The 19,912-nt window shown below is 40.8% G+C and carries 18 protein-coding genes; 15 read left to right on the forward strand and 3 right to left on the reverse strand.

Annotation, left to right across the window (positions count from 1 at the left end; all coding sequences use genetic code 11):
* Nucleotides 1-297 precede the first annotated feature (297 nt).
* From glyQ to CEF17_RS03605, 10 genes are all read left to right on the forward strand, one after another.
* Nucleotides 298-1,188, forward strand: coding sequence for a glycine--tRNA ligase subunit alpha (gene glyQ / locus CEF17_RS03560; RefSeq protein WP_198508874.1), 891 nt, complete (start codon nucleotides 298-300; stop codon nucleotides 1,186-1,188).
* Nucleotides 1,181-3,265: a glycine--tRNA ligase subunit beta gene (glyS, locus tag CEF17_RS03565; protein WP_100398310.1), complete on the forward strand. Its 2,085-nt coding sequence runs from the start codon at nucleotides 1,181-1,183 to the stop codon at nucleotides 3,263-3,265. The genes glyQ and glyS overlap by 8 nt, the downstream gene beginning before the upstream one ends.
* Nucleotides 3,266-3,378: 113 nt before the next feature.
* Nucleotides 3,379-4,020 (forward strand): helix-turn-helix transcriptional regulator, encoded by a 642-nt coding sequence (locus CEF17_RS03570; RefSeq protein WP_100398311.1) that lies wholly within the window; start codon nucleotides 3,379-3,381, stop codon nucleotides 4,018-4,020.
* A 41-nt stretch (nucleotides 4,021-4,061) separates the two neighbouring features.
* Nucleotides 4,062-4,877, forward strand: coding sequence for a pyruvate, water dikinase regulatory protein (locus CEF17_RS03575; protein ID WP_100398312.1), 816 nt, complete (start codon nucleotides 4,062-4,064; stop codon nucleotides 4,875-4,877).
* Nucleotides 4,878-5,102: 225 nt separating this feature from the next.
* Nucleotides 5,103-5,555, forward strand: coding sequence for a YaiI/YqxD family protein (locus CEF17_RS03580; RefSeq protein ID WP_100398313.1), 453 nt, complete (start codon nucleotides 5,103-5,105; stop codon nucleotides 5,553-5,555).
* Between the two features lie 28 nt (nucleotides 5,556-5,583).
* Entirely contained in the window at nucleotides 5,584-7,410 is a 1,827-nt protein-coding gene (dnaG, locus tag CEF17_RS03585; protein ID WP_100398314.1) for a DNA primase, read from the forward strand.
* Between the two features lie 162 nt (nucleotides 7,411-7,572).
* Nucleotides 7,573-8,688: an RNA polymerase sigma factor RpoD gene (rpoD, locus tag CEF17_RS03590; RefSeq protein WP_100398315.1), complete on the forward strand. Its 1,116-nt coding sequence runs from the start codon at nucleotides 7,573-7,575 to the stop codon at nucleotides 8,686-8,688.
* Nucleotides 8,689-9,061: 373 nt separating this feature from the next.
* Nucleotides 9,062-9,439, forward strand: a complete 378-nt coding sequence (cccA, locus tag CEF17_RS03595; protein WP_054635469.1) for a cytochrome c550 — start codon at nucleotides 9,062-9,064, stop codon at nucleotides 9,437-9,439.
* Nucleotides 9,440-9,475: 36 nt separating this feature from the next.
* The gene (locus tag CEF17_RS03600) at nucleotides 9,476-10,213 is read left to right on the forward strand and encodes a tRNA (adenine(22)-N(1))-methyltransferase (RefSeq protein ID WP_332835277.1); all 738 of its coding nucleotides are present in this window, start codon (nucleotides 9,476-9,478) and stop codon (nucleotides 10,211-10,213) included.
* Nucleotides 10,210-11,331: a Nif3-like dinuclear metal center hexameric protein gene (locus CEF17_RS03605; protein WP_100398316.1), complete on the forward strand. Its 1,122-nt coding sequence runs from the start codon at nucleotides 10,210-10,212 to the stop codon at nucleotides 11,329-11,331. Before CEF17_RS03600 ends, CEF17_RS03605 begins: the two co-directional genes overlap by 4 nt.
* A 56-nt stretch (nucleotides 11,332-11,387) precedes the next feature.
* Here the strand turns inward: CEF17_RS03605 and CEF17_RS03610 are convergent, their stop codons facing one another.
* Nucleotides 11,388-12,332: a 4-hydroxy-3-methylbut-2-enyl diphosphate reductase gene (locus CEF17_RS03610; RefSeq protein ID WP_100398317.1), complete on the reverse strand. Its 945-nt coding sequence runs from the start codon at nucleotides 12,330-12,332 to the stop codon at nucleotides 11,388-11,390.
* 185 nt (nucleotides 12,333-12,517) lie between these two features.
* Nucleotides 12,518-13,018, reverse strand: a complete 501-nt coding sequence (vrrA, locus tag CEF17_RS03615; RefSeq protein WP_100398318.1) for a VrrA/YqfQ family protein — start codon at nucleotides 13,016-13,018, stop codon at nucleotides 12,518-12,520.
* Between the two features lie 151 nt (nucleotides 13,019-13,169).
* On the opposite strand from vrrA, the gene CEF17_RS03620 reads away from it, so the two are divergent.
* Together CEF17_RS03620 and CEF17_RS03625 are read left to right on the forward strand one after the other, a co-directional pair.
* Nucleotides 13,170-14,495, forward strand: coding sequence for a DEAD/DEAH box helicase (locus CEF17_RS03620; RefSeq protein ID WP_100398319.1), 1,326 nt, complete (start codon nucleotides 13,170-13,172; stop codon nucleotides 14,493-14,495).
* A gap of 32 nt (nucleotides 14,496-14,527) precedes the next feature.
* On the forward strand, nucleotides 14,528-15,418 hold the full coding sequence (locus CEF17_RS03625) for a deoxyribonuclease IV (RefSeq protein ID WP_100398320.1): 891 nt from the start codon (nucleotides 14,528-14,530) through the stop codon (nucleotides 15,416-15,418).
* A gap of 370 nt (nucleotides 15,419-15,788) precedes the next feature.
* Here the strand turns inward: CEF17_RS03625 and CEF17_RS03630 are convergent, their stop codons facing one another.
* Complete coding sequence (locus CEF17_RS03630; RefSeq protein ID WP_054635466.1) at nucleotides 15,789-16,046, reverse strand: DUF2624 family protein; 258 nt, start codon at nucleotides 16,044-16,046, stop codon at nucleotides 15,789-15,791.
* 208 nt (nucleotides 16,047-16,254) lie between these two features.
* Here CEF17_RS03630 and CEF17_RS03635 point away from each other — a divergent pair, with 208 nt between their 5' ends.
* From CEF17_RS03635 to CEF17_RS03645, 3 genes are all read left to right on the forward strand, one after another.
* Nucleotides 16,255-17,631: a two-component system sensor histidine kinase NtrB gene (locus CEF17_RS03635; RefSeq protein WP_100398321.1), complete on the forward strand. Its 1,377-nt coding sequence runs from the start codon at nucleotides 16,255-16,257 to the stop codon at nucleotides 17,629-17,631.
* Between the two features lie 250 nt (nucleotides 17,632-17,881).
* Nucleotides 17,882-18,634 (forward strand): metal ABC transporter ATP-binding protein, encoded by a 753-nt coding sequence (locus tag CEF17_RS03640; protein ID WP_100398322.1) that lies wholly within the window; start codon nucleotides 17,882-17,884, stop codon nucleotides 18,632-18,634.
* Nucleotides 18,634-19,494 (forward strand): metal ABC transporter permease, encoded by an 861-nt coding sequence (locus tag CEF17_RS03645; RefSeq protein ID WP_100398323.1) that lies wholly within the window; start codon nucleotides 18,634-18,636, stop codon nucleotides 19,492-19,494. The genes CEF17_RS03640 and CEF17_RS03645 overlap by 1 nt, the downstream gene beginning before the upstream one ends.
* Nucleotides 19,495-19,912 lie beyond the last annotated feature (418 nt).

A 19,912-nucleotide genomic window follows, 5' to 3' on the forward strand; every position in this document is an offset into this window, starting at 1 on the left:
TGGTGCGAAGACAGAGAGTAGTAAGTACCCTCTTTACCTAAAAGCGAGCGTGGGATGGTGGAAGCCGCGCGGTAAATGGTAGTGAAGGCGTTCTTGAGCACAGACGATGAGAAGCGGCTGTTTTCTGATGAAACAGCAAGTAGGGTGGAACCGCGGGTCGAGACGAAACCCGTCCCTATGCCATGATTTGGCATAGGGACGGGTTTTTTGTGATGACAGAACTCTATTTCAGGAGAGTGCCAAGTAACAGCCACTCCATCGTATGAGTATAAATATACCCCTTAAGGAGGGATAGCGATGAATGTACAAGATATGATCTTAACATTGCAGAACTTTTGGTCTAAACAAAATTGCCTCGTAATGCAGGCATATGATGTAGAAAAAGGCGCTGGCACGCTAAATCCAATGACTTTTTTGCGGAGCATAGGGCCGGAACCGTGGAATGTGGCTTATGTAGAGCCATCTAGACGTCCTGCGGATGGTAGGTATGGAGAAAATCCTAACAGGCTTTACCAGCATCATCAATTCCAAGTAATTATGAAACCTTCTCCATCCAATATCCAGGAACTGTACTTGCAAAGCCTGGAACAGCTGGGTATCAACCCAAGAGAACATGATATTCGCTTTGTTGAGGATAACTGGGAACACCCTGCTTTGAGTGCCTGGGGACTAGGATGGGAAGTATGGCTTGATGGAATGGAAATCACTCAATTTACATATTTTCAACAGGTAGGCGGAGTTGATGCTGACCCTGTCGCTGTGGAAATAACGTATGGTATTGAGCGGCTCGCCTCGTATATTCAGGATAAAGAAAACGTTTTTGATTTGGTGTGGGTGGACGGATTCACCTATGGGGATATCTTTTTGCAGCCTGAATATGAACATTCTAAATATACCTTTGAAATTGCTGATCATGAAATGCTTTTTAATGAATTTACCACATACGAAAAAGAGGCCGAAAGAGCATTACAGGAAGGTCTGGTTTATCCGGCCTATGACTACGTTTTAAAGTGCTCCCATGTGTTTAACCTTCTAGACGCAGGCGGAGCCATTTCTGTGACGGAAAGAACCGGTTATATAGGGAGAGTAAGAAATCTTGCCAGGAAATGCGCAAAAACTCATTTAGAGGCAAGAGAACGTTTAGGGTTTCCTTTGTTAAACGATAAGGAGGGGACAACTTATGAGTAATCAAGATTTTTTATTAGAAATCGGGCTAGAGGAAATGCCGGCCCGTTTTGTAACCGGAGCAATGTATCAATTAAAAGAAAAAGTTTCTGACTGGCTGAATGAACAACGGCTGGAATTTTCCGAGGTCCAGGCTTTCTCTACTCCTCGGCGTCTTGCTGTTGTGGTAACCGGCCTTGCAGACAGGCAGGGAGATGTAGTCGAAGAAGCAAGAGGACCAGCGAAGAAAATAGCTGTGGCTGAAGACGGAAGCTGGACGAAAGCAGCACAAGGGTTTGCCAGAGGTCAAGGGGTAGATCCTGATCAATTATTTGTAAAAGAAGTAAAAGGCACGGAGTACTTATTTGCCAAAAAAGAAATTGCAGGCAAAGAAACAAAAGAGCTTCTTTCTCAGATGGAAAGTTTAATTACAGGTATGAATTTTCCAAAGAATATGAAGTGGGGAACACAAAAACTACGTTATGTAAGGCCGATCCATTGGATTATTGCTTTATATGGCGCTGAAGTGATTCCTTTCTCTATTACAGATGTACAAACAGGAAACATGACTAGAGGACATCGTTTTTTGGGGAATGAGAAAGTTATCGAAGAGCCCGGACAATATAAAGAAGCCTTATTAAGCGAATTTGTCATCGCTGATCCACAAGAAAGAAAAGAAGCTGTCAGAAAGCAAATAAAAATGATCGAAGAAGAAAAAGGCTGGAAGATTCCTGTTAAAGAAGAGTTGCTTGAAGAAGTCAATAATTTAATTGAATATCCAACAGCACTGTACGGAAGTTTTGATGAAGATTTTCTGGCAATACCGGATGAAGTCCTGATTACATCAATGCGAGAGCACCAGCGATATTTTTCAGTGGAGAATCAAGAAGGAAAGCTCCTTCCCCATTTTGTTACAGTGAGAAATGGGAATGATGAACACCTGGAGAATGTACAAAAAGGAAATGAAAAAGTACTCCGGGCAAGACTTTCAGATTCTGCTTTCTTTTATAAAGAAGATCAGAAAAAGAAGCCTGACCAATGTGTAGAGCAATTAGACAATATTGTCTACCATGAAGACTTAGGCTCAATCGGTGATAAAGTCAGCCGAGTCGAAAAACTTACATCTGCACTTGGAAATGGCATTAATCTCAGCGACACTGTAGTCAGCCAGGCGGTACGAGCGGCTCACCTGGCCAAGTTTGACCTGGTAACTCATATGGTAGATGAGTTTCCTGAACTTCAGGGATTTATGGGCGAAAAGTATGCTCTCTTGGCAGGAGAAGAAAAGGAAGTCGCCGCTGCTGTAAACGAGCATTACAGTCCTCGCTTTGCCGGTGACAGCGTGCCAAAAAGTATTCAGGGAGCATTGGTAGGGATTGCTGATAAGATTGATACCATCGTTGGATGTTTCGGTATAGGGTTAATTCCTACCGGTTCCCAGGACCCTTATGGTTTGAGACGACAGGCGGCAGGTGTTGTCCAGACCGCGGTAGAATTCCGCCTGGATCTTAATTTAGAGGAAATTATCCAGCTCTCTCTTACTACAGCAGAGCAGGCAGGACTTTTAAAAATGGATCGTAAAGTCACAGCAAAAGAAGTACTTGAATTCTTTGGCCTGCGTATCAAAAATCTGCTTACTGAACGTGGAGTTCGTTATGATATTGTTGATGCCGTACTTCCCGGGCAATACGGAAAGCTTGATGTTCTTCTCAGCAAAGCAGAGTTTCTAAATAAAAAAGCAGATGAAGACGAGTTCAAACAAACGGTTGAAGCTTTAAGCCGAATCACCAATATCGCTAAAAAAGCTCAACATTTTGAGAACTCCATTGAGGAGGACCTATTTGAAAGTGAGGAAGAGAAAACCTTATACACCGCTTATCAAAAGCTAAAGGTTACGCTGCCAGGCCTTTTGAAGGAAGGGCGTATTGAGGAAGCTTATGAGCAGTTGTCTTCGTTGGAAGAGACCATTAATAACTATTTTGATAATGTAATGGTTATGACTGAAAATGAAACGGTGAAAGAAAACAGACTGACCCAGATGAATCATCTGTCTGAAGAAATCAAAAAGTTTGCTTCCTTTCAACATATTGTCTTTCCATAAACTAAAAACAAATGTCCTTCTAAAATAAAATAAGCGAAAAGTTTTTAACTCCCTGCTCAATAAGATATAATATATGAAGAAATAGCATAACACATTGTGCTATGAAGGCGGTGATGAAAATCGAACTGACAGGGAGACAAGAACAGATTATTGATATTGTGAAAAACAGCGGCCCTATTACCGGGGAGCAGATTGCAGAGAAACTGTCTCTGACGCGAGCCACATTGCGTCCAGATTTAGCCATTTTAACTATGTCTGGATTTTTGGACGCAAGACCGCGCGTCGGTTATTTCTATACAGGCAAAACTGGTTCACAGCTTTTAACAGAAAAGGTAAAGCAGATTACCGTGCAGGAATATCAATCAATTCCAGTCGTGGTAAATCAGTCCTCATCGGTATATGATGCGATCTGTACGATGTTTTTAGAGGATGTTGGCACGCTGTTTGTTGTGGATGAATACTCCACACTAATAGGGGTGCTTTCAAGAAAAGATTTGCTTCGCACCAGCCTGGGGAAACAGGATTTGGAAGCCGTGCCTGTGAGTATTATCATGACACGTATGCCAAATATTACAGTGTGCCAAAAAGATGATCTTATTATTGATGTGGCACAAAAGCTGATAGATAAGCAAATAGATGCTTTGCCAGTGGTCAAGGAAGTGGACAAAGGAACGAAGGTTGAAGTTATTGGGAGATTAACAAAAACAAACATTACGAAAGTGCTCGTTGATTTAGCATATGATGAGCTTATATAGAAGGAATGAATGATGGATAGTGAAAAATGAGGAGGATTTCAATGGAGGAGATTAATCAACGCCCCATTGTCTACGTGGTTTCAGATTCAGTGGGCGAAACAGCTGAATTGGTAGTAAAAGCCGCTGCAAGCCAATTTGGTGATAAAGGGATGGAAGTTCGCCGAATTCCATACGTGGAAGATGAAGGCACCATTGAAGAGGTTATATTACTGGCAAAAGAAGCCCAGGCTCTTATTGCCTTTACATTGGTCATCCCTGAGAAAAACAAATATCTCCAGAGAAGAGCTAATGAAGAGGGAGTAGAAACCGTAGATATTATGGGGCCTGTGCTCAAGAAAATGAGCAAAATTACAAATAGTGAGCCCAAATATGAACCAGGTCTGGTATATCGCCTTGATGAAGATTATTTTAGAAAAGTAGAGGCGATAGAATTTGCTGTGAAGTATGATGACGGCCGTGATCCAAAAGGGATTATACGAGCTGATATTGTTTTGATTGGTGTGTCGCGAACCTCCAAAACTCCCTTGTCCCAATATTTAGCTCACAAGCGGTTAAAAGTAGCGAATGTTCCGCTTGTTCCTGAAGTTGAACCACCAGAAGAGCTCTTTAACGTATCTCCAAAAAAATGTATAGGTTTAAAAATCAGTGCGGAAAAATTAAATGGGATTCGTTCAGAACGGTTGAAATCACTTGGGTTAAAAGCTGAAGCTAATTATGCAAATATCGAAAGAATTAAAGATGAATTAGAATATTCTTCTAAAATCATGGATAAGATTGGTTGTACGGTTATTGATGTATCCAATAAGGCAGTAGAAGAAACTGCTAACTTAATTTCAAATATGTTTCAAAAATCCTAAGAAAAGTAAGAGTGCAGAAGACAAGTTCTGCACTCTTTTCACTTCAAAAAAAAATTAAGAAAATTTATTACACATAATATAATTTCTAGTGGTATTTTTTCACTTTTTAAATTATAATGAAATGTTGTGTGTAATGAGATAATAAGTAAGTAAAGTAAGTAAAATCAAAAAAGTAATTTTCCAATAACAAGGAGGATTTCCATTACAATTGTAGAATACTCTGAAATGCGACAAAAATCGATAACCATTTATGTTGATGCTGATGCTTGTCCTGTAAAAAAAGAAATTGATAAGCTAGCGGTGGAGCATGACGCGGAAGCCGTTTTTGTGGCCAGCTATTCTCATTTTTCGTCTGATAAGTATAAAGGAAAACTTATCACGGTAGACGCTGAACCTGAGGCTGCTGATTTATATATCGTTAACCATGCAAAGAAAAACGATGTAGTAATAACTCAGGATAATGGTCTGGCTGCTATGCTATTACACAATGGAATCAAGGTGATTTCATTTCGAGGCAAAGAGTGGAAGAATGAAGATACAGATGCTCTTTTGCTTGGAAGGCTTCAGGGAATTCAGGCAAAAAAACAAAAGAAGATGAGATTGAAAGGACCTCCGCCTTTTAGCCAATCAGACCGGAACAATTTTACTGAGACGTTAAGCAGGATACTTAAAGAGTGAATCTTAAGAAGATCAGGTGAGGAAAGTAGTGAAGCAACGAATACCGGAAGAAATGATCGAGGAAGTCCGGAATAAAAATGACATCGTGGATGTCATCAGCGACCATGTTCAGCTTAAAAAGCAAGGACGCCATTATTTAGGTTTATGCCCATTTCACGGTGAAAACACACCTTCGTTTTCTGTCTCTCCCGAAAGACAGCTGTATCACTGCTTTGGTTGTGGAGCAGGTGGAAATGTCATTACGTTTGTGATGGAAATGGAAGGTGCAGATTTTATCCAGGCAGTTGAGAAGCTGGCTGAACGTGTTGAAATGGCTCTTCCTGAATACGTGAAAGGTGTTTCAGGGAATGAAAGTGGAAAAAAGCATGAAAATAAAATACTAGGTCACGAGCTTGCTGCTAAATTTTATCATCATTTATTAACAACGACAGAACAAGGCAAGGCTGCCTATGATTACTTACTTGATAGAGGCTTTACCCATGATATGATCAGTGCTTTTCAGATAGGCTACGCTCCTGATAATCCCGCGGCACTTAAAGCTCTCCTGGAAAAGAGAGGATTTGAGGAAAGTGAAATGGAAGAAGCTGGTCTGCTTTTACGCAAGGAAAGCAGCTGGAAGTACATGGACCGCTTTAGAAACCGTGTGATGTTTCCCATCATGAACAATCAGGGTAGAGTTATTGCTTTTGGCGGCAGAGCTCTTCAAGAAGGACAGCCGAAATATTTAAATAGTCCGGAAACTCCTATCTTCCATAAAAATGAAACCTTGTATGCTCTTCACAAGGCACGCCCAGCGATTCGAAAAGAAAACAAAGCGATACTTTTTGAAGGCTACGCAGATGTTATTTCAGCCTGGAATGCAGGTGTAAACAATGGTGTGGCTACACTGGGAACAGCGCTGTCTGCCCGTCAGGCTAAGATTATCCGGCGTAACGCCGAACAGGCGATTATATGTTATGACGGAGACAAAGCAGGACAGGAAGCTGCCTTGAGAAGCGCGGAGCTTCTTGAACAGGAAGGCTGCCAGGTACAGGTTGCTTTACTTCCTGAGGGCAGCGATCCAGATGATTTCATTAAGAACCATGGCAAAGATAAATTTGTGAATGAAATTATTAAAGCCCCCTTTACATTGATGAGCTTTAAAATGCAAAAGCTTAAAAAAGAGAAAAACCTGCAACATGAAGGAGATAGACTTCAGTATATAGAAGAAATAGTAGGTGAAATAAGCAAAATATCTAAAGCTGTTGAAAGAGATCATTATTTGAGGCAGGTTGCCGATGAATTTGATCTTTCCTTAGAAGCTCTTAAGCAAGAACAATACAGGCTATTCAGAGCGAATAAACAACAAAATAAAAATTCAGGTACAAGTCATTCAAGTGACTCTTCAAAAAGGAGAGCCAGTCAATACATGACGGAACAAAGACTCCGTCCTGCCTTTTTGAATGCGGAAAGAATCCTTCTTGCCCATATGCTTTCCAGTAAGGAAATTACAGATCAGGTAGCAGATGAAGTGGGAGGAGAGTTTAATGTAGAGAATCACATCGCTCTTGCGGCACATTTATATGCCTTTTACGGGGCAGGCAATGATGGGAACAGCTCCGATTTTATCCACAGTCTTACGGATGAAAGCTTAATGAAACTGGCTGCAGAGCTCTCAATGCTTGACATTAATCGAAACTTGACAGAAAATGAGTTGGCTGATTATATAAAACAGATTAAGAACTATCCAAAGTGGGTAGAAATAGAAGAAAAAGAAAAAGAAATGAAAGAGGCGGAGCGCAGGCACGATCTCCAACATGCCTTGCAATTAGCAAATGAACTGGTCGAAATGAAAAAAGCATTAAAAAGCAAGTGAGAGTGTCGATGTTTGTAGATTGAAGCCAGTTCTTATTTCTTATATTAGTAATTTATTTTTTTATGCACGATAAAGAAGAGTATTCTTCTTTGATTATTTTTGTAGAGATAAATGGAAGGTAACTGACAAGTAGTGTTGTGCAGAATGGAAGGAGGGGATCGAATGGCTGAGAAACCAATACGCCCGTTGGCGGAAGGTGAAATGTCCATCGATCAAGTAAAAGAACAATTATTAGAGGTTGGAAAAAAACGGGGAGTGCTTACGTACGCTGAAATTACTGAGAAGCTTGCCCCTTATGATCAAGACTCTGACCAAATGGATGAGTTTTTTGAATATCTGGGAGAGCAAGGTGTTGATATTCTCAACGAAGGAGAAGAAGTACCAAGCATGGATCAAGTAGAAAAAGAAGAAGAGCTTGATCTAAACGATTTAAGCGTGCCTCCTGGAATTAAAATTAATGACCCTGTACGGATGTATCTAAAGGAGATTGGCCGCGTTCCTCTTTTGTCTGCGAAGGAGGAAATAGAGCTTGCCAAGCGAATTGAGGATGGTGATGAGGAAGCTAAACGTCGTTTGGCTGAGGCTAACCTCAGGCTCGTCGTATCCATTGCGAAACGTTATGTAGGGCGCGGAATGCTGTTTCTTGATCTAATTCAAGAAGGAAATATGGGTCTTATAAAAGCTGTTGAAAAATTTGACTACAATAAAGGTTATAAGTTCAGTACGTATGCTACCTGGTGGATACGTCAGGCTATAACTCGTGCCATAGCCGACCAGGCCCGTACCATTCGGATCCCTGTCCATATGGTTGAAACGATTAACAAGCTCATTCGTGTGCAACGTCAGCTTCTTCAGGATTTAGGCCGAGAGCCCACACCGGAGGAGGTCTCAAAGGAAATGGACCTGACTCCTGATAAGGTTCGAGAGATCTTGAAAATAGCTCAAGAACCTGTTTCTTTAGAAACTCCGATCGGTGAAGAAGACGACTCCCATTTAGGGGACTTCATTGAAGACCAGGAAGCACTTGCTCCTTCCGACGCTGCAGCATATGAGCTGCTTAAAGAGCAATTGGAAGATGTCCTTGACACTCTAACGGATCGGGAAGAAAATGTTCTCCGGCTTCGGTTTGGCCTTGATGATGGCAGAACCAGAACGCTGGAGGAAGTAGGAAAAGTATTTGGCGTTACGCGAGAACGAATCCGTCAGATCGAAGCGAAAGCACTTCGTAAGCTTCGACACCCAAGCCGAAGTAAGCGTCTGAAGGATTTTCTTGAGTAAGACCTTTCTATTGCGGTTACCCTTATATAAAGGGTAGCCGTTTTTCATGTTCTTGTTTAAGTTCAAATTTTTGGAAGCTGTAATTGATATTTATTTTACTCAGTTTCTTCTACTATTGCAAATTTCATTTTCCGTTAAAGCTGTAGGACAGACACATATTACGTAAGGAATAAAGCAATAGTAGAAAATGTAATAAAAAAGAACAGGCGGAAATTGATTGCTGCCAAGAGGAAATATTGAACAGCAGGTGACAAAATAAGCAAAAGATTCTATTTTGCCTTTTCTAAAAAGGGTTTTTACAGTAAAATATACAAGGGATACGGTTACATAGTCCACGACATGTACAAAGTTGAAGGGAAAGGGGGAAATAAAGATGAAGAGAAGTCCGCTTATTCCGTTTTTTATAACAGCTGTAGTTGGAATCCTTTTAATGTTATCTCTATCTCTAGTTGGACTTGACCAGCAAGCTTCCATCGAAGATGAAGAGAATGGTGAAAATGGCGAAGAAGAAACAGAGATTGAAGATCCAATTGCTCATGGTGAAGAGCTCGTAAATTCAAACTGTATTTCTTGTCATGGTGACAATCTTGAAGGCGGTCAGGGGCCTGCCATTGATAATCTCGAAGGAGACTTTACTGTAGAAGAAATTGCTGATATTGCTGAAAATGGAATTGGATCCATGCCTGGTGGCTGGGCTGAAGGTGAAGATGCTGAAGCCATTGGTGAATACTTGCTTTCTATTTCAGAGTAACCAATAAAAAAGGAGGGGGAGCCCCTCCTTTTTATTATGCAAAGAAAGGACGACCTGAACATGAATAAGGACGTGTTGTCAAAGCGCCTGCAATTTATTGCCGATGAAGTGCAGGAGGGAGCAGTTCTGGCGGATGTAGGCACAGATCACGGTTATTTACCTGTTTATTTGTGCAGTCAGGGGAAAATTAAAAAAGCGGTTGCCGGGGATGTGAACGAGGGACCTTTAGAAGCAGCAAAAAATCAAATAGAAACCTCGTCTTGCGGGGGTGTTGTCATTCCACGCCTTGGAAGCGGGCTTTCTGTTATAAAAAAAGAAGACAACGTAGATACCATAGTGATTGCCGGGATGGGTGGCTCTCTTATCTCTGCAATCCTTGAGGAAGGAAAAGAAAAGTTACCTGGAGTAAAAAGGCTTATTCTTCAGCCGAACATCCACGCTCTATATGTCAGGGAGTGGCTTCTTAAAGAAGGCTGGGAAATTAAAAATGAACATATACTAGAAGAAGATAACAGAATATATGAAATCATCGTTGCAGAATGTGGTGAGTGCGAAAAGCCTTACCAAGACATAAACAAAGAGGCTGCTTTGCTCCTGGGACCTTTTTTATTAAAAGAAAGAAATGATGCTTTTATTAAAAAATGGAGCAGGGAATTAAATAATTGGAGAAGAGTTCTTCGGGAACTGGAGAAAGCTTCGGATGAAAACAGAATCACAGCCAGAAAGGAAGAAGTTGAAAGAAAAATTAAGCTTACAGAGGAGGTATTATCATGAAAAAAACGATCAATGGTCAAACTGTCATACAAAGCTTTGAAAGCTGGTCGCCTAAGTCCTTAGCTGTCGAGGGAGATAAAATTGGCCTTATGATAGGAACACTGGATAAGCCGGTAAAAAAGGTAATGATCGCCTTAGATGTTTTAGAAGAAGTTATTGATGAAGCTGTGGAAAAGGAAGTTGATCTTATCATAGCTCATCATCCGCTGATCTTTAAACCCTTAAAGCACATTAATACAAAAACAGGACAAGGTCCTATCATTGAAAAATGTATTAAGCATGATATTGCTGTGTATGCTGCTCATACTAACCTTGATGTTGCTAAAGGCGGAGTAAACGATATGATGGCCGAAGCTCTTGGCCTTAAAGATACGAAAGTGCTTGTGCCTACTATGGAAGATAAACTGAAAAAGCTGGTCGCCTTTGTCCCGGAGGATCATCTTGAAGCAGTGAGACACGCTTTAGGGGACGCGGGCGCCGGCCATATTGGCGAGTATAGTCATTGCAGCTTTACCTCAGAGGGGACAGGAGCTTTTATGCCTGGGGATGAGGCGGATCCATATATTGGAGAGCAGGGGAAAATGGAATTTGTTTCAGAAAAACGAATTGAAACCATCCTGGCCGAATCACAAGTCAAAAAGGTTGTAAATGCTTTAATCAAAGCACACCCATATGAAGAACCGGCATATGATCTTTATCCATCAGACATGGAGGGAGAAGTTCTGGGCCTTGGGCGTATAGGTTCATTGGAGAATGAAATGACCCTTGGAGATTTTGCTTCTCATGTTAAGGATGCTTTTGATGTAAACACCGTAAGAGCAGTCGGGGAGAAAGACAGCAAGGTGAAAAAGGTGGCTATTTTAGGAGGAGATGGGAACAAATATTGGAGTCATGCAAAAAGAATGGGAGCTGATGTCTACTTAACAGGAGATGTATATTACCATGTAGCCCATGATGCCATGATGAGCGGTTTGAAAATGATTGATCCAGGCCATAATGTTGAAAAAGTGATGAAGGTCGGGGTTCAAAAGCGATTGAAAGAAGAAATGCAAAAGAAAGGTTATGAAGTTGAAGTGTTGGCTTCTGACGTAAATACAGATCCATTTACCTTTTTATAAAAAGGGTAATAGGAAAAAAAGGAGGCTGCCCAGAATGGGGCAGCCCTCTTATTACTTTACTTTTTAGCCTTTACTTTCGGGAGAATTTTGGTTCCCTGTACTTTCTTTTCAGTTACCCATGTTGATGGGTCATTTTTGTCGTATTGTTCGAGGAACCTGATGACTTCTTTTGTAATTGGTGTAGGAGTTGAAGCTCCTGAGGTAACACCCACAGTTTCTACACCTTCAAACCAATCCAGGTTAATTTCAGAAACATCTGCAATGCGGTATGCTTCCGTGCCCGCTATCTTCTTAGAAACCTGTGCCAGACGGTTGGAATTATTGCTCTTCGGATCCCCAATTACAAGAAGCAAGTCTGCTTCTTTCGCTTGCTCAGCTACTGCTTCTTGCCTTACCTGAGTAGCCATGCAAATTTCATTGTGTATCTCAGCGTGGGGATACTTATCAAGCGTTTTATTCATAATATCAGAAACGTCCCATTGACTCATTGTGGTTTGGTTGGTCACGATAATTTTTTCAGAATCAAGATTCAGCTTTTCTACATCCTCCACCGATTCGACTAAGTGGACAATATCAGGTGCAACACCAATGGCACCTTCAGGCTCCGGGTGGCCTTTTTTACCGACATACACTACCTGGTAACCTTCTGCTTTCTTTTCTTTAATCAGGTCATGGGTTCGTGTAACATCAGGGCATGTAGCGTCGACAGTAGTCAGTCCCTTTTTACGTGCAAGTTCCCTTACTTCAGGGGATACACCATGGGCTGTAAAAATTACAGTGCCTTTGTCAACTTTTTGAAGAATTTCTAAACGGTTAGGTCCGTCCAGAGAAATAATGCCATCTTCTTCAAACGCATCAGTAACGTGCTTATTATGAACAATCATCCCCAGAATATAGATGGGCCTTGGCAAATCCAGGTTATTAGCTGTTTGGCGTGCGAGAACCATTGCATCTACCACACCATAACAATATCCGCGGGGAGAAATTTTTAGTACTTTCATAACTGCCTCCTCTTAAAAAGAGTTATCCTTTTTAGACTAGGGTCATTATACTATTTGCATAATAAAAATGAAAGGATAGAGGCTGAAAGAAAGTTATTAGGAGAAAATTGTCTTTTTTTCTTCTGTTCAGTCTTGGATTCTACCTGGTTATGATGCCTCACAAATTTAAGGATCAGGCTAAAAACTTAAATATATAACTTAGGCCGGGGCACAGTAGACGAATAAGAAGAGGAAACTTCTTTCTCTTCCCACTTTACCGGTATTTCTTGTGTCGTTGGTGTCATTGGGGAAGAAGCGGTTTCTTCCTTATCTATAGGCTCTGCTTCTTCGGATGGGTTTGCAGGAGGACTGCTGTTCATTACCTTCCAAATGGCAGGAAGCTGTCTGACAATCGGGCCGTACTGGCGGACCATTGGAGTTACAGTCTGCATCATACCTAACATCTTTTGGGCAGATTGAATCCAAGGCATGATCCCTCCGCCTTGAGCAGCTCCCATCATTGCTGGTCCCATCCCTCCACCGCCCATCATTCCTCCACCCATAGCTGGATTAAAGCCAAGACCAGAAAGCAATTTTCCAAAAGGAAGGGACCTTGCTGCTGGAGGTAAAAACCCTGCCATTGTATGAGGTGAAGTTACCGGGGAGGCAGGAAACGGCGAGGGAAAATAAAATGGTGACGGGTACATGATGAATTTCACCCTTTCAAGTTACAGATTACGTAGACAATTGCTGTGTTTAAAGATGGTTTATGATAAAATATGATGATGCCTACAGGAACGTGACATGACCTGGTTATAGTGAGAAATATAGGTATTGAAAAAGAAAGGCGGAAACAAAGTGAAAGCATTTGAACGATTTGGCTTACCCCCATTTCTAATACAAGCGTTACAAAAACAAAACATTCAAAAACCGACAGAAATACAAGAGAGGCTGATTCCTGCTATCAAAAATGGCAAGGATGTTATAGGGCAGTCGCAGACGGGGTCAGGAAAAACCCTTTCCTTTCTGCTTCCGCTTGTATCTGAAATTGATACAAAACACAATTATACACAAGCTGTAATCACAGCTCCGACAAGAGAGCTTGCCGGCCAGCTGTACGATGAATTACTGAAGCTTCTTGGAGAAGACAAGGAGGAGAAAATTTCATCAAGGCTGGTGGTAGGCGGAACTGACCGACTTCGTACAATGAATAAATTGAAAAATCAGCCCCATATCGTTGTTGGTACACCAGGGCGTCTTCATGATATGGTCAAAAGCCAGGCTCTGGATGTTCATAAAACAAAATTCTATGTTGTAGATGAAGCTGATCAAATGCTGGACATGGGTTTCATTGAACAGGTGGATCAGGTTGCTTCCAGTATGCCAGAAGATTTACAGATGATGGTCTTCTCAGCTACTATTCCTGAAAAGCTTCAGCCATTTTTGAAAAAATATATGAGCCAGCCACGTCATGTTCACGTGAAGCCCGAGGAAGCCACTCCAGCAAAAATCGATCATTATTTAGTACCTCTCCGCCATAGGGACCGGACGGAATTGACAGTGAAGGTTGCAGCGTCGTTAAATCCTTATCTTGCCATCGTTTTTACGAATAAAAAAGAAGAAGCCGATGAAGTGTTTGCTGCGATGGTAGAAGAAGGGCTGAATGTGGACTTGCTACACGGCGGGATTGCCCCCCGTCAACGAAAACAAGTGATGAAGCGGGTGAATGATGCTTCGGTTCAGTATCTGGTTGCTACTGATTTAGCGGCCCGTGGAATCGATATTAAAGGGGTCACTCATGTCATCAATTATGCTCTTCCAAAGGAGCTTGAATTTTATGTCCACCGTGTTGGACGTTCAGCTAGAGCCGGTCATACAGGGGAAGCGTATACTCTTGTAGAAAAAAATGAGCAGGAGCCTCTGCAAAAGCTCGCTAAAAAGAGAATCTCATTTGAGTATAAAGATTTAAGACGGGGAGAATGGGTCTCTGTAGAAAATATGACTGTGACAAAGAAAAACCGGACAAGGTCAACAGCTTCACCGGCCGCCGGCATGAAACCGGCCACGGGCACAAAAAAACCGAAAAAGGTTAAGCCTGGATATAAGAAAAAAGCGAAGCAGCAATTTGCACAAGAGGCTAAACGACAAAGAAGAATTGAAACGAAGAGAAACAACAAAAAATAATACAGGTTTACAGTGAAACGGGAGAGATAACTATGCTTTTAGGATCACACGTGTCAATGAACGGGAAAAAGATGCTTTTAGGATCAAGTGAGGAAGCCGCATCCTATGGTGGAACGGCTATGATGATTTATACAGGAGCTCCTCAAAATACAAGAAGAAAACCAATAGAAGAACTTAATATTGAGGCTGGAGTAGCGCATATGGCTGAACACGGGGTAAACGAGGTAGTGGTGCATGCCCCGTATATAATCAACATTGGGAATACATCAAAGCCTGAAACCTTTGAACTTGGCGTCAACTTTCTTCGTTCGGAAATAGAAAGGACGGAAGCTCTTGGGGCTACCCAGATTGTCCTTCATCCGGGTGCACATGTGGGAGCAGGAGCAGACAAAGGAATAAAGAAAATTATAGAGGGACTAAATGAAGTGATTGATCCGCAGAGTAAGGTACAGATTGCTTTGGAAACCATGGCAGGGAAAGGATCTGAATGCGGCCGATCTTTTGAGGAGCTGGCTCAGATTATTGACGGAGTTACTCATAATGAGAGATTGTCCATATGCTTTGATACATGCCACACTCATGATGCAGGTTATGACATTGTAAATGATTTCGATGGAGTCTTAGATCAGTTTGACCGAATGATCGGTATTGACCGGTTAAAAGTTCTACACATCAACGACAGCAAAAATGAGTGCGGGGCAGCAAAGGACCGTCATGAAAACATAGGGTGCGGTTATATAGGATTTGAGGCGTTGAATTATATTGTTCATCACCCCTCCTTTACAGAGGTTCCTAAGATCCTTGAAACTCCTTATGTTGGAACAGACAAGAAAAATAAAAAACCACCTTACAAATTTGAAATCAATATGCTGAAGGAAAAAGCATTTAATGAAAATTTAAAAGACGAAGTATTTAACCAGTAAAGCGAATAACGTCATGTTGTTAAAGAAAAAGAGACAGGGACAAAAACCAGCGAAAGGGAAGAGCCCTCACCAAATCGGTGGGAGCTCTTTTTGTTTCAGTAATCTATTGGTTGATTGTTCAAATATACACTGGCATGCATCTAAAGGCACAAGTGCGACATCCGTTCAAGCTTCATTTCATTCGCATTCACGGTGTCTTCTATGCACCTAAAAGGCACAAGTGCGACATCCGTTCAAGCTTCATTTCATTCGCATTCACGGTGTCTTCTATGCCGCGCTAGGCATCAGGGGGAACCGAAAGCCTCACTATCTATTGCATGCCAGGATGACACTGGGAAAATCAGGATTCTTCGGAAAAAAGACTCCACAATTATTGGATATACTGAGCAAAAAGGGCTTCAAGCAGTTCTCCAGTTGCCGGTGAAACGTTGCTCTTTGCTTTATGAAGCACAGCATGAAGTGATTGCTTATCATTAAAATCCCATGGCTCTGTTTTTACAAGTGTCAGGAGCTTAACTGCTTCCTCTCTGCTTACTGTTACCCCATATTGCTGGCCGTAAGCCATAACATCCTGAGGTGTCATCTGAGCAATATGTTGTTTAACCACCTGCTGAAAAAAAGGATTCATTAAGAGCCTCCTATAGTTTCAATTCATAATAATACATGATATGCATGTTATCTTGAAGTGTCGCTCTTTTTAGTGCGGAGTTTATAAATTTTACCAAAAAGAGTAGGCAAGCACTCTGTCATTTAGTATAATCAAAAATAAGAGTAATAAAATGGAAAGAAATTGGCAGTGAAATATGATTGATTGGTTTCATTGAGGAGGGGGTAATATGTACCAATCATTATATACAGCGGAAATTGATGGATTTGAAGACGAATTCAAGGAAGTCTCTTCGGAGTGGCGTTTTGTATTAGCAAATGACGGTGAAGTAATATCGTTAAATGACGAGGCGGCAAGGTGGTTTCAACGGGGGACGAGCTTTTTTCATCATTTAGACGAAGAAGAATGTAAGAAAGCAATTATTTTGCTGAAGTCAATTTTTCTTCAGGGAAAGGTCTTTGAATTTAATTTAACACATCAATTCGACTCTCACATATGTACTGTTTCCTACAACGGAAAGTATAAAAACGGAAAGTTTTTTCTCTTAGGATCCCTGCGTCATAACCCAAAGCCAGATACCCTCTATGACATGTGGGATCAAGAAGTCCTTCCTCATTTCATCCATCCTTATGTTATTCTCGATCATGATTTAATAATTTCTAAACATAACAACGAATTTACAAGCTTTTTAGGCATAGAAAAATTTGAAAAAAGGCTGTCAGCATATAAAGAAGATGAGAGTCAGCGTGCTTTTTACATCACTTCCTTTGCAGAAGAAGTTTTTCTGGAAAAAAAACCTCTTGTAAAAGACTATAGTAATGAATGTAAAGGGGACTATTTCAGGCTGAAAGGTATATATCTGCCAGAAAGGTATAGTGTACTTATTTTCATCTATGACCAATCCTTTGAAACGCGCTATAACCATTTGCTGCTTTTTCAAAACCAAATGGAATCTGTTTCACATTTATCTGCTGGTGTAGCTCACGAGCTTCGCAATCCATTGTCAGTGATTAAAGGCTTTCTTCAGCTTTCTTCTTTAACCAACAGCTTTGATAAATACTCCACCACCATTTTATCTGAAGTAGACCGTATGAATGGCATCATTGAAAACTTTCTTTCCATGGCGCGCAGGAACATAAAAAAAGAAGTACAAAATCCTGCTAAACTCCTCCATAGTATAGCTGATATTATACACTCTGAGTGTTTGATGAAGGGAATAACCTTTACCTTTGATATTTATCAGGGAACAGAAAAAATTAAAGTGAACGATTCCTCTTTAAAGCAGGTAGCATTAAACGCATTACGCAACGCTATGGAAGCCTTTAATCAAAAGAATAAGAATAATTGCTTCTCTTTAAAAAGTTTTGTTGAAAAGGGAGAATACTGGATAGTTATTAAAGATAATGGGGATGGCATTCCGAAGGACATCCTTAAAAAATTAGAGGCAGGGAAACCTTTCTTCACTACTAAAGATCAAGGGACAGGTATAGGTATTCCTCTTTGCAAAACAATTATGCAAGATCACAACGGAACATTTACCATCAAAAGTGATCCTGAGTCTGGGACAAGTATTATTCTAACATTTCCCTTAGTTAAAAATTACTGAGCTGTATTAAATATGTGACCAACAGGAAGGGCAAATGATGTTTGCAAAAACAATCATTTGCCCTTATAATTTATGTAAATGGATAAAAAGTTTCCTGAAGGAAACTTTTTATGGTTGGATAACACATTTTTGTAATGCTTGCATATAATAAAATACAAATAGAGGTATTCTTTTTTTTATCAGGAAAAGTTGGTCTTGTGCAAAAAAAGTTTACTCGGTAAAGTTATGAATTGATTGGGGGAGTGAACTCATGAGTGAAACGGTAAAAGTAGAAAACATCTCAGTATACTATGATCATCATCCTGCCATACAAAACATTTCCTTTTCATCTGAAAAAGGCATATTGACTGGCGTTATTGGTCCAAATGGAGCGGGGAAGTCCACGTTGATGAAAGCATTGCTTGGATTGGAAAAAACAACCGGCGGAAACATAGAAGTGTTAGGAGAGAAAGTAGAAAAAGTCAGAAAAAAGCTGGCTTACGTTCCACAGAGAAGTGATATTGATTGGGACTTTCCTGTTCTGGTTGAAGATGTAGTATTAATGGGGCGATATGCCCATCTTCCGTGGTATAAAAAAATAGGAAAGAATGAAAAGAAAAAAGCGCGTGAGGCTCTTGAAAAAGTAGGGATGGAAAGTTACAGTAAACGCCAGATTGGCGAGCTTTCAGGTGGGCAACAGCAACGGGTCTTCATAGCGAGGGCATTAGTTCAGGATGCTGAAATTTTCTTCCTTGACGAGCCTTTTGTTGGAATTGATGTAAAATCTGAAGAAATTATTATTAATCTGTTGCGGAATTTAAAGGGGAATGGAAAAACAATTTTTGTTATTCATCATGATTTAAGTAAGGTAGAAAGTTATTTTGATAACCTGTTGTTGATCAATCAAAAACTTATTGCATATGGGCCTTCTCAGGAAGTGTACGATCCGGAAAGGCTCAGTGAAGCTTATAAAGGAAGCCTCCACTTATTCTCGGATGAGAAAGTCATGGTGGTGGGGAATTGATGAACCAGGTTGCAAATTTCATTGATCAGCTCCTTCGTTATCCATATTTGCAGCAGGCTTTTATTGCTGCAGTGCTTGTAGGGATTATTTGCGGCATCATTGGCTGCTATATTATTTTGCGTGGAATGGCCTTAATGGGGGATGCCATTTCTCACGCTGTTCTTCCTGGTGTGGTTATTGCTTACATGATAGGTGTAAGCTATTTTATTGGCGCTGTCATAACCGGAGTATTAACGGCCCTTGCTATAGGTTACGTATCTCAAAACAGTCGAATTAAAGATGATTCGGCAATAGGAATTATGTTTACCGCAGCCTTTGCTCTCGGGATCATTTTAATTACCGGACTAAGAGGTACAGGAGTGGATCTTTGGCACATTCTGTTTGGAAATGTGCTGGCCGTGTCAACAGCTGACCTTTGGTTGATTTTTTCGATTGGAATTCTCATTTTCATTTTGATTTTTGTTTTTTACAGACCTTTATTGTTAAGTACATTTGACCCTACCATGGCAAAAGCTACAGGACTAAATGTTAAGTATATTCACTATGGTTTAATGCTTATGCTTTCTTTTGTCACAGTCGCATCCCTCCAGACGGTTGGGATTGTCCTTGTTGTTGCTATGCTGATTACTCCAGGAGCTACCGCTTACCTTCTTACAGACCGTTTTCAAATTATGCTGATTCTCTCCCCGATTTGCGGTGCTTTAGCAGGTGTAGTCGGATTGTTTGTTTCTGTGGTATACGATGTAGCTTCAGGGGCTTCTATAGTGTTAGCTGCTACGGCCTTTTTCATGTTAGCCTTTCTCTTTTCTCCAAAGCAGGGTATAGTTATTAAGTTTTTCAGAGCCAGGCAGCACGCTTAACTTAGTTATACATTTTGATTTTTTATGGTATAAGATTTACGAAAAAGCAGTTTCTTTCAAATGCTGGTGTCTTTCACTCACCTCATTTCATTTTCGTGATTTTCTGCAGCGAAAAAAGGCCGCAAATCCTCTGGAAAGAGGTCTGCGGCCTTCTTTATGTTTTGTTTAAGGGAAGTATCTGCTCTTGTTTCCTAGTACATTCCTATTTCGTACCAGGGGAGGAGAGTATATACAAAGTTTCCTTTAAAGACAAAACTTCTTGCATGAAGGAAGGCTCTACCTCATTGAAAAGGCTTCTCTGTATCGCTGATCGGTTGTTTACTCACGCGAGAAGAAGGGAAAAAGCTTACTTGTACCACGCTGAATGTTAAGTTTTGGTTGTTGATTTCAAAGACCAATTCAATTAGGATATAGGAAT

This window comes from Bacillus sp. FJAT-44742 (genome assembly GCF_002797315.1).
In the GTDB taxonomy this organism is placed as follows: Bacteria; Bacillota; Bacilli; order Bacillales; family Marinococcaceae; genus Thalassorhabdus; species Thalassorhabdus alkalitolerans.

What these genes read in the sequence shown, in the direction of transcription:
- glyQ (WP_198508874.1), top strand. Translation starts at nt 298, where the DNA reads ATGAATGTACAAGATATGATCTTAACATTGCAGAACTTTTGGTCTAAA.
- glyS (WP_100398310.1), top strand. Translation starts at nt 1,181, where the DNA reads ATGAGTAATCAAGATTTTTTATTAGAAATCGGGCTAGAGGAAATGCCG.
- CEF17_RS03570 (WP_100398311.1), top strand. Translation starts at nt 3,379, where the DNA reads ATGAAAATCGAACTGACAGGGAGACAAGAACAGATTATTGATATTGTG.
- CEF17_RS03575 (WP_100398312.1), top strand. Translation starts at nt 4,062, where the DNA reads ATGGAGGAGATTAATCAACGCCCCATTGTCTACGTGGTTTCAGATTCA.
- CEF17_RS03580 (WP_100398313.1), top strand. Translation starts at nt 5,103, where the DNA reads ATGCGACAAAAATCGATAACCATTTATGTTGATGCTGATGCTTGTCCT.
- rpoD (WP_100398315.1), top strand. Translation starts at nt 7,573, where the DNA reads ATGGCTGAGAAACCAATACGCCCGTTGGCGGAAGGTGAAATGTCCATC.
- cccA (WP_054635469.1), top strand. Translation starts at nt 9,062, where the DNA reads ATGAAGAGAAGTCCGCTTATTCCGTTTTTTATAACAGCTGTAGTTGGA.
- CEF17_RS03600 (WP_332835277.1), top strand. Translation starts at nt 9,476, where the DNA reads ATGCAAAGAAAGGACGACCTGAACATGAATAAGGACGTGTTGTCAAAG.
- CEF17_RS03605 (WP_100398316.1), top strand. Translation starts at nt 10,210, where the DNA reads ATGAAAAAAACGATCAATGGTCAAACTGTCATACAAAGCTTTGAAAGC.
- CEF17_RS03610 (WP_100398317.1), bottom strand. Translation starts at nt 12,332, where the DNA reads ATGAAAGTACTAAAAATTTCTCCCCGCGGATATTGTTATGGTGTGGTA.
- vrrA (WP_100398318.1), bottom strand. Translation starts at nt 13,018, where the DNA reads ATGTACCCGTCACCATTTTATTTTCCCTCGCCGTTTCCTGCCTCCCCG.
- CEF17_RS03625 (WP_100398320.1), top strand. Translation starts at nt 14,528, where the DNA reads ATGCTTTTAGGATCACACGTGTCAATGAACGGGAAAAAGATGCTTTTA.
- CEF17_RS03630 (WP_054635466.1), bottom strand. Translation starts at nt 16,046, where the DNA reads ATGAATCCTTTTTTTCAGCAGGTGGTTAAACAACATATTGCTCAGATG.
- CEF17_RS03635 (WP_100398321.1), top strand. Translation starts at nt 16,255, where the DNA reads ATGTACCAATCATTATATACAGCGGAAATTGATGGATTTGAAGACGAA.
- CEF17_RS03640 (WP_100398322.1), top strand. Translation starts at nt 17,882, where the DNA reads ATGAGTGAAACGGTAAAAGTAGAAAACATCTCAGTATACTATGATCAT.
- CEF17_RS03645 (WP_100398323.1), top strand. Translation starts at nt 18,634, where the DNA reads ATGAACCAGGTTGCAAATTTCATTGATCAGCTCCTTCGTTATCCATAT.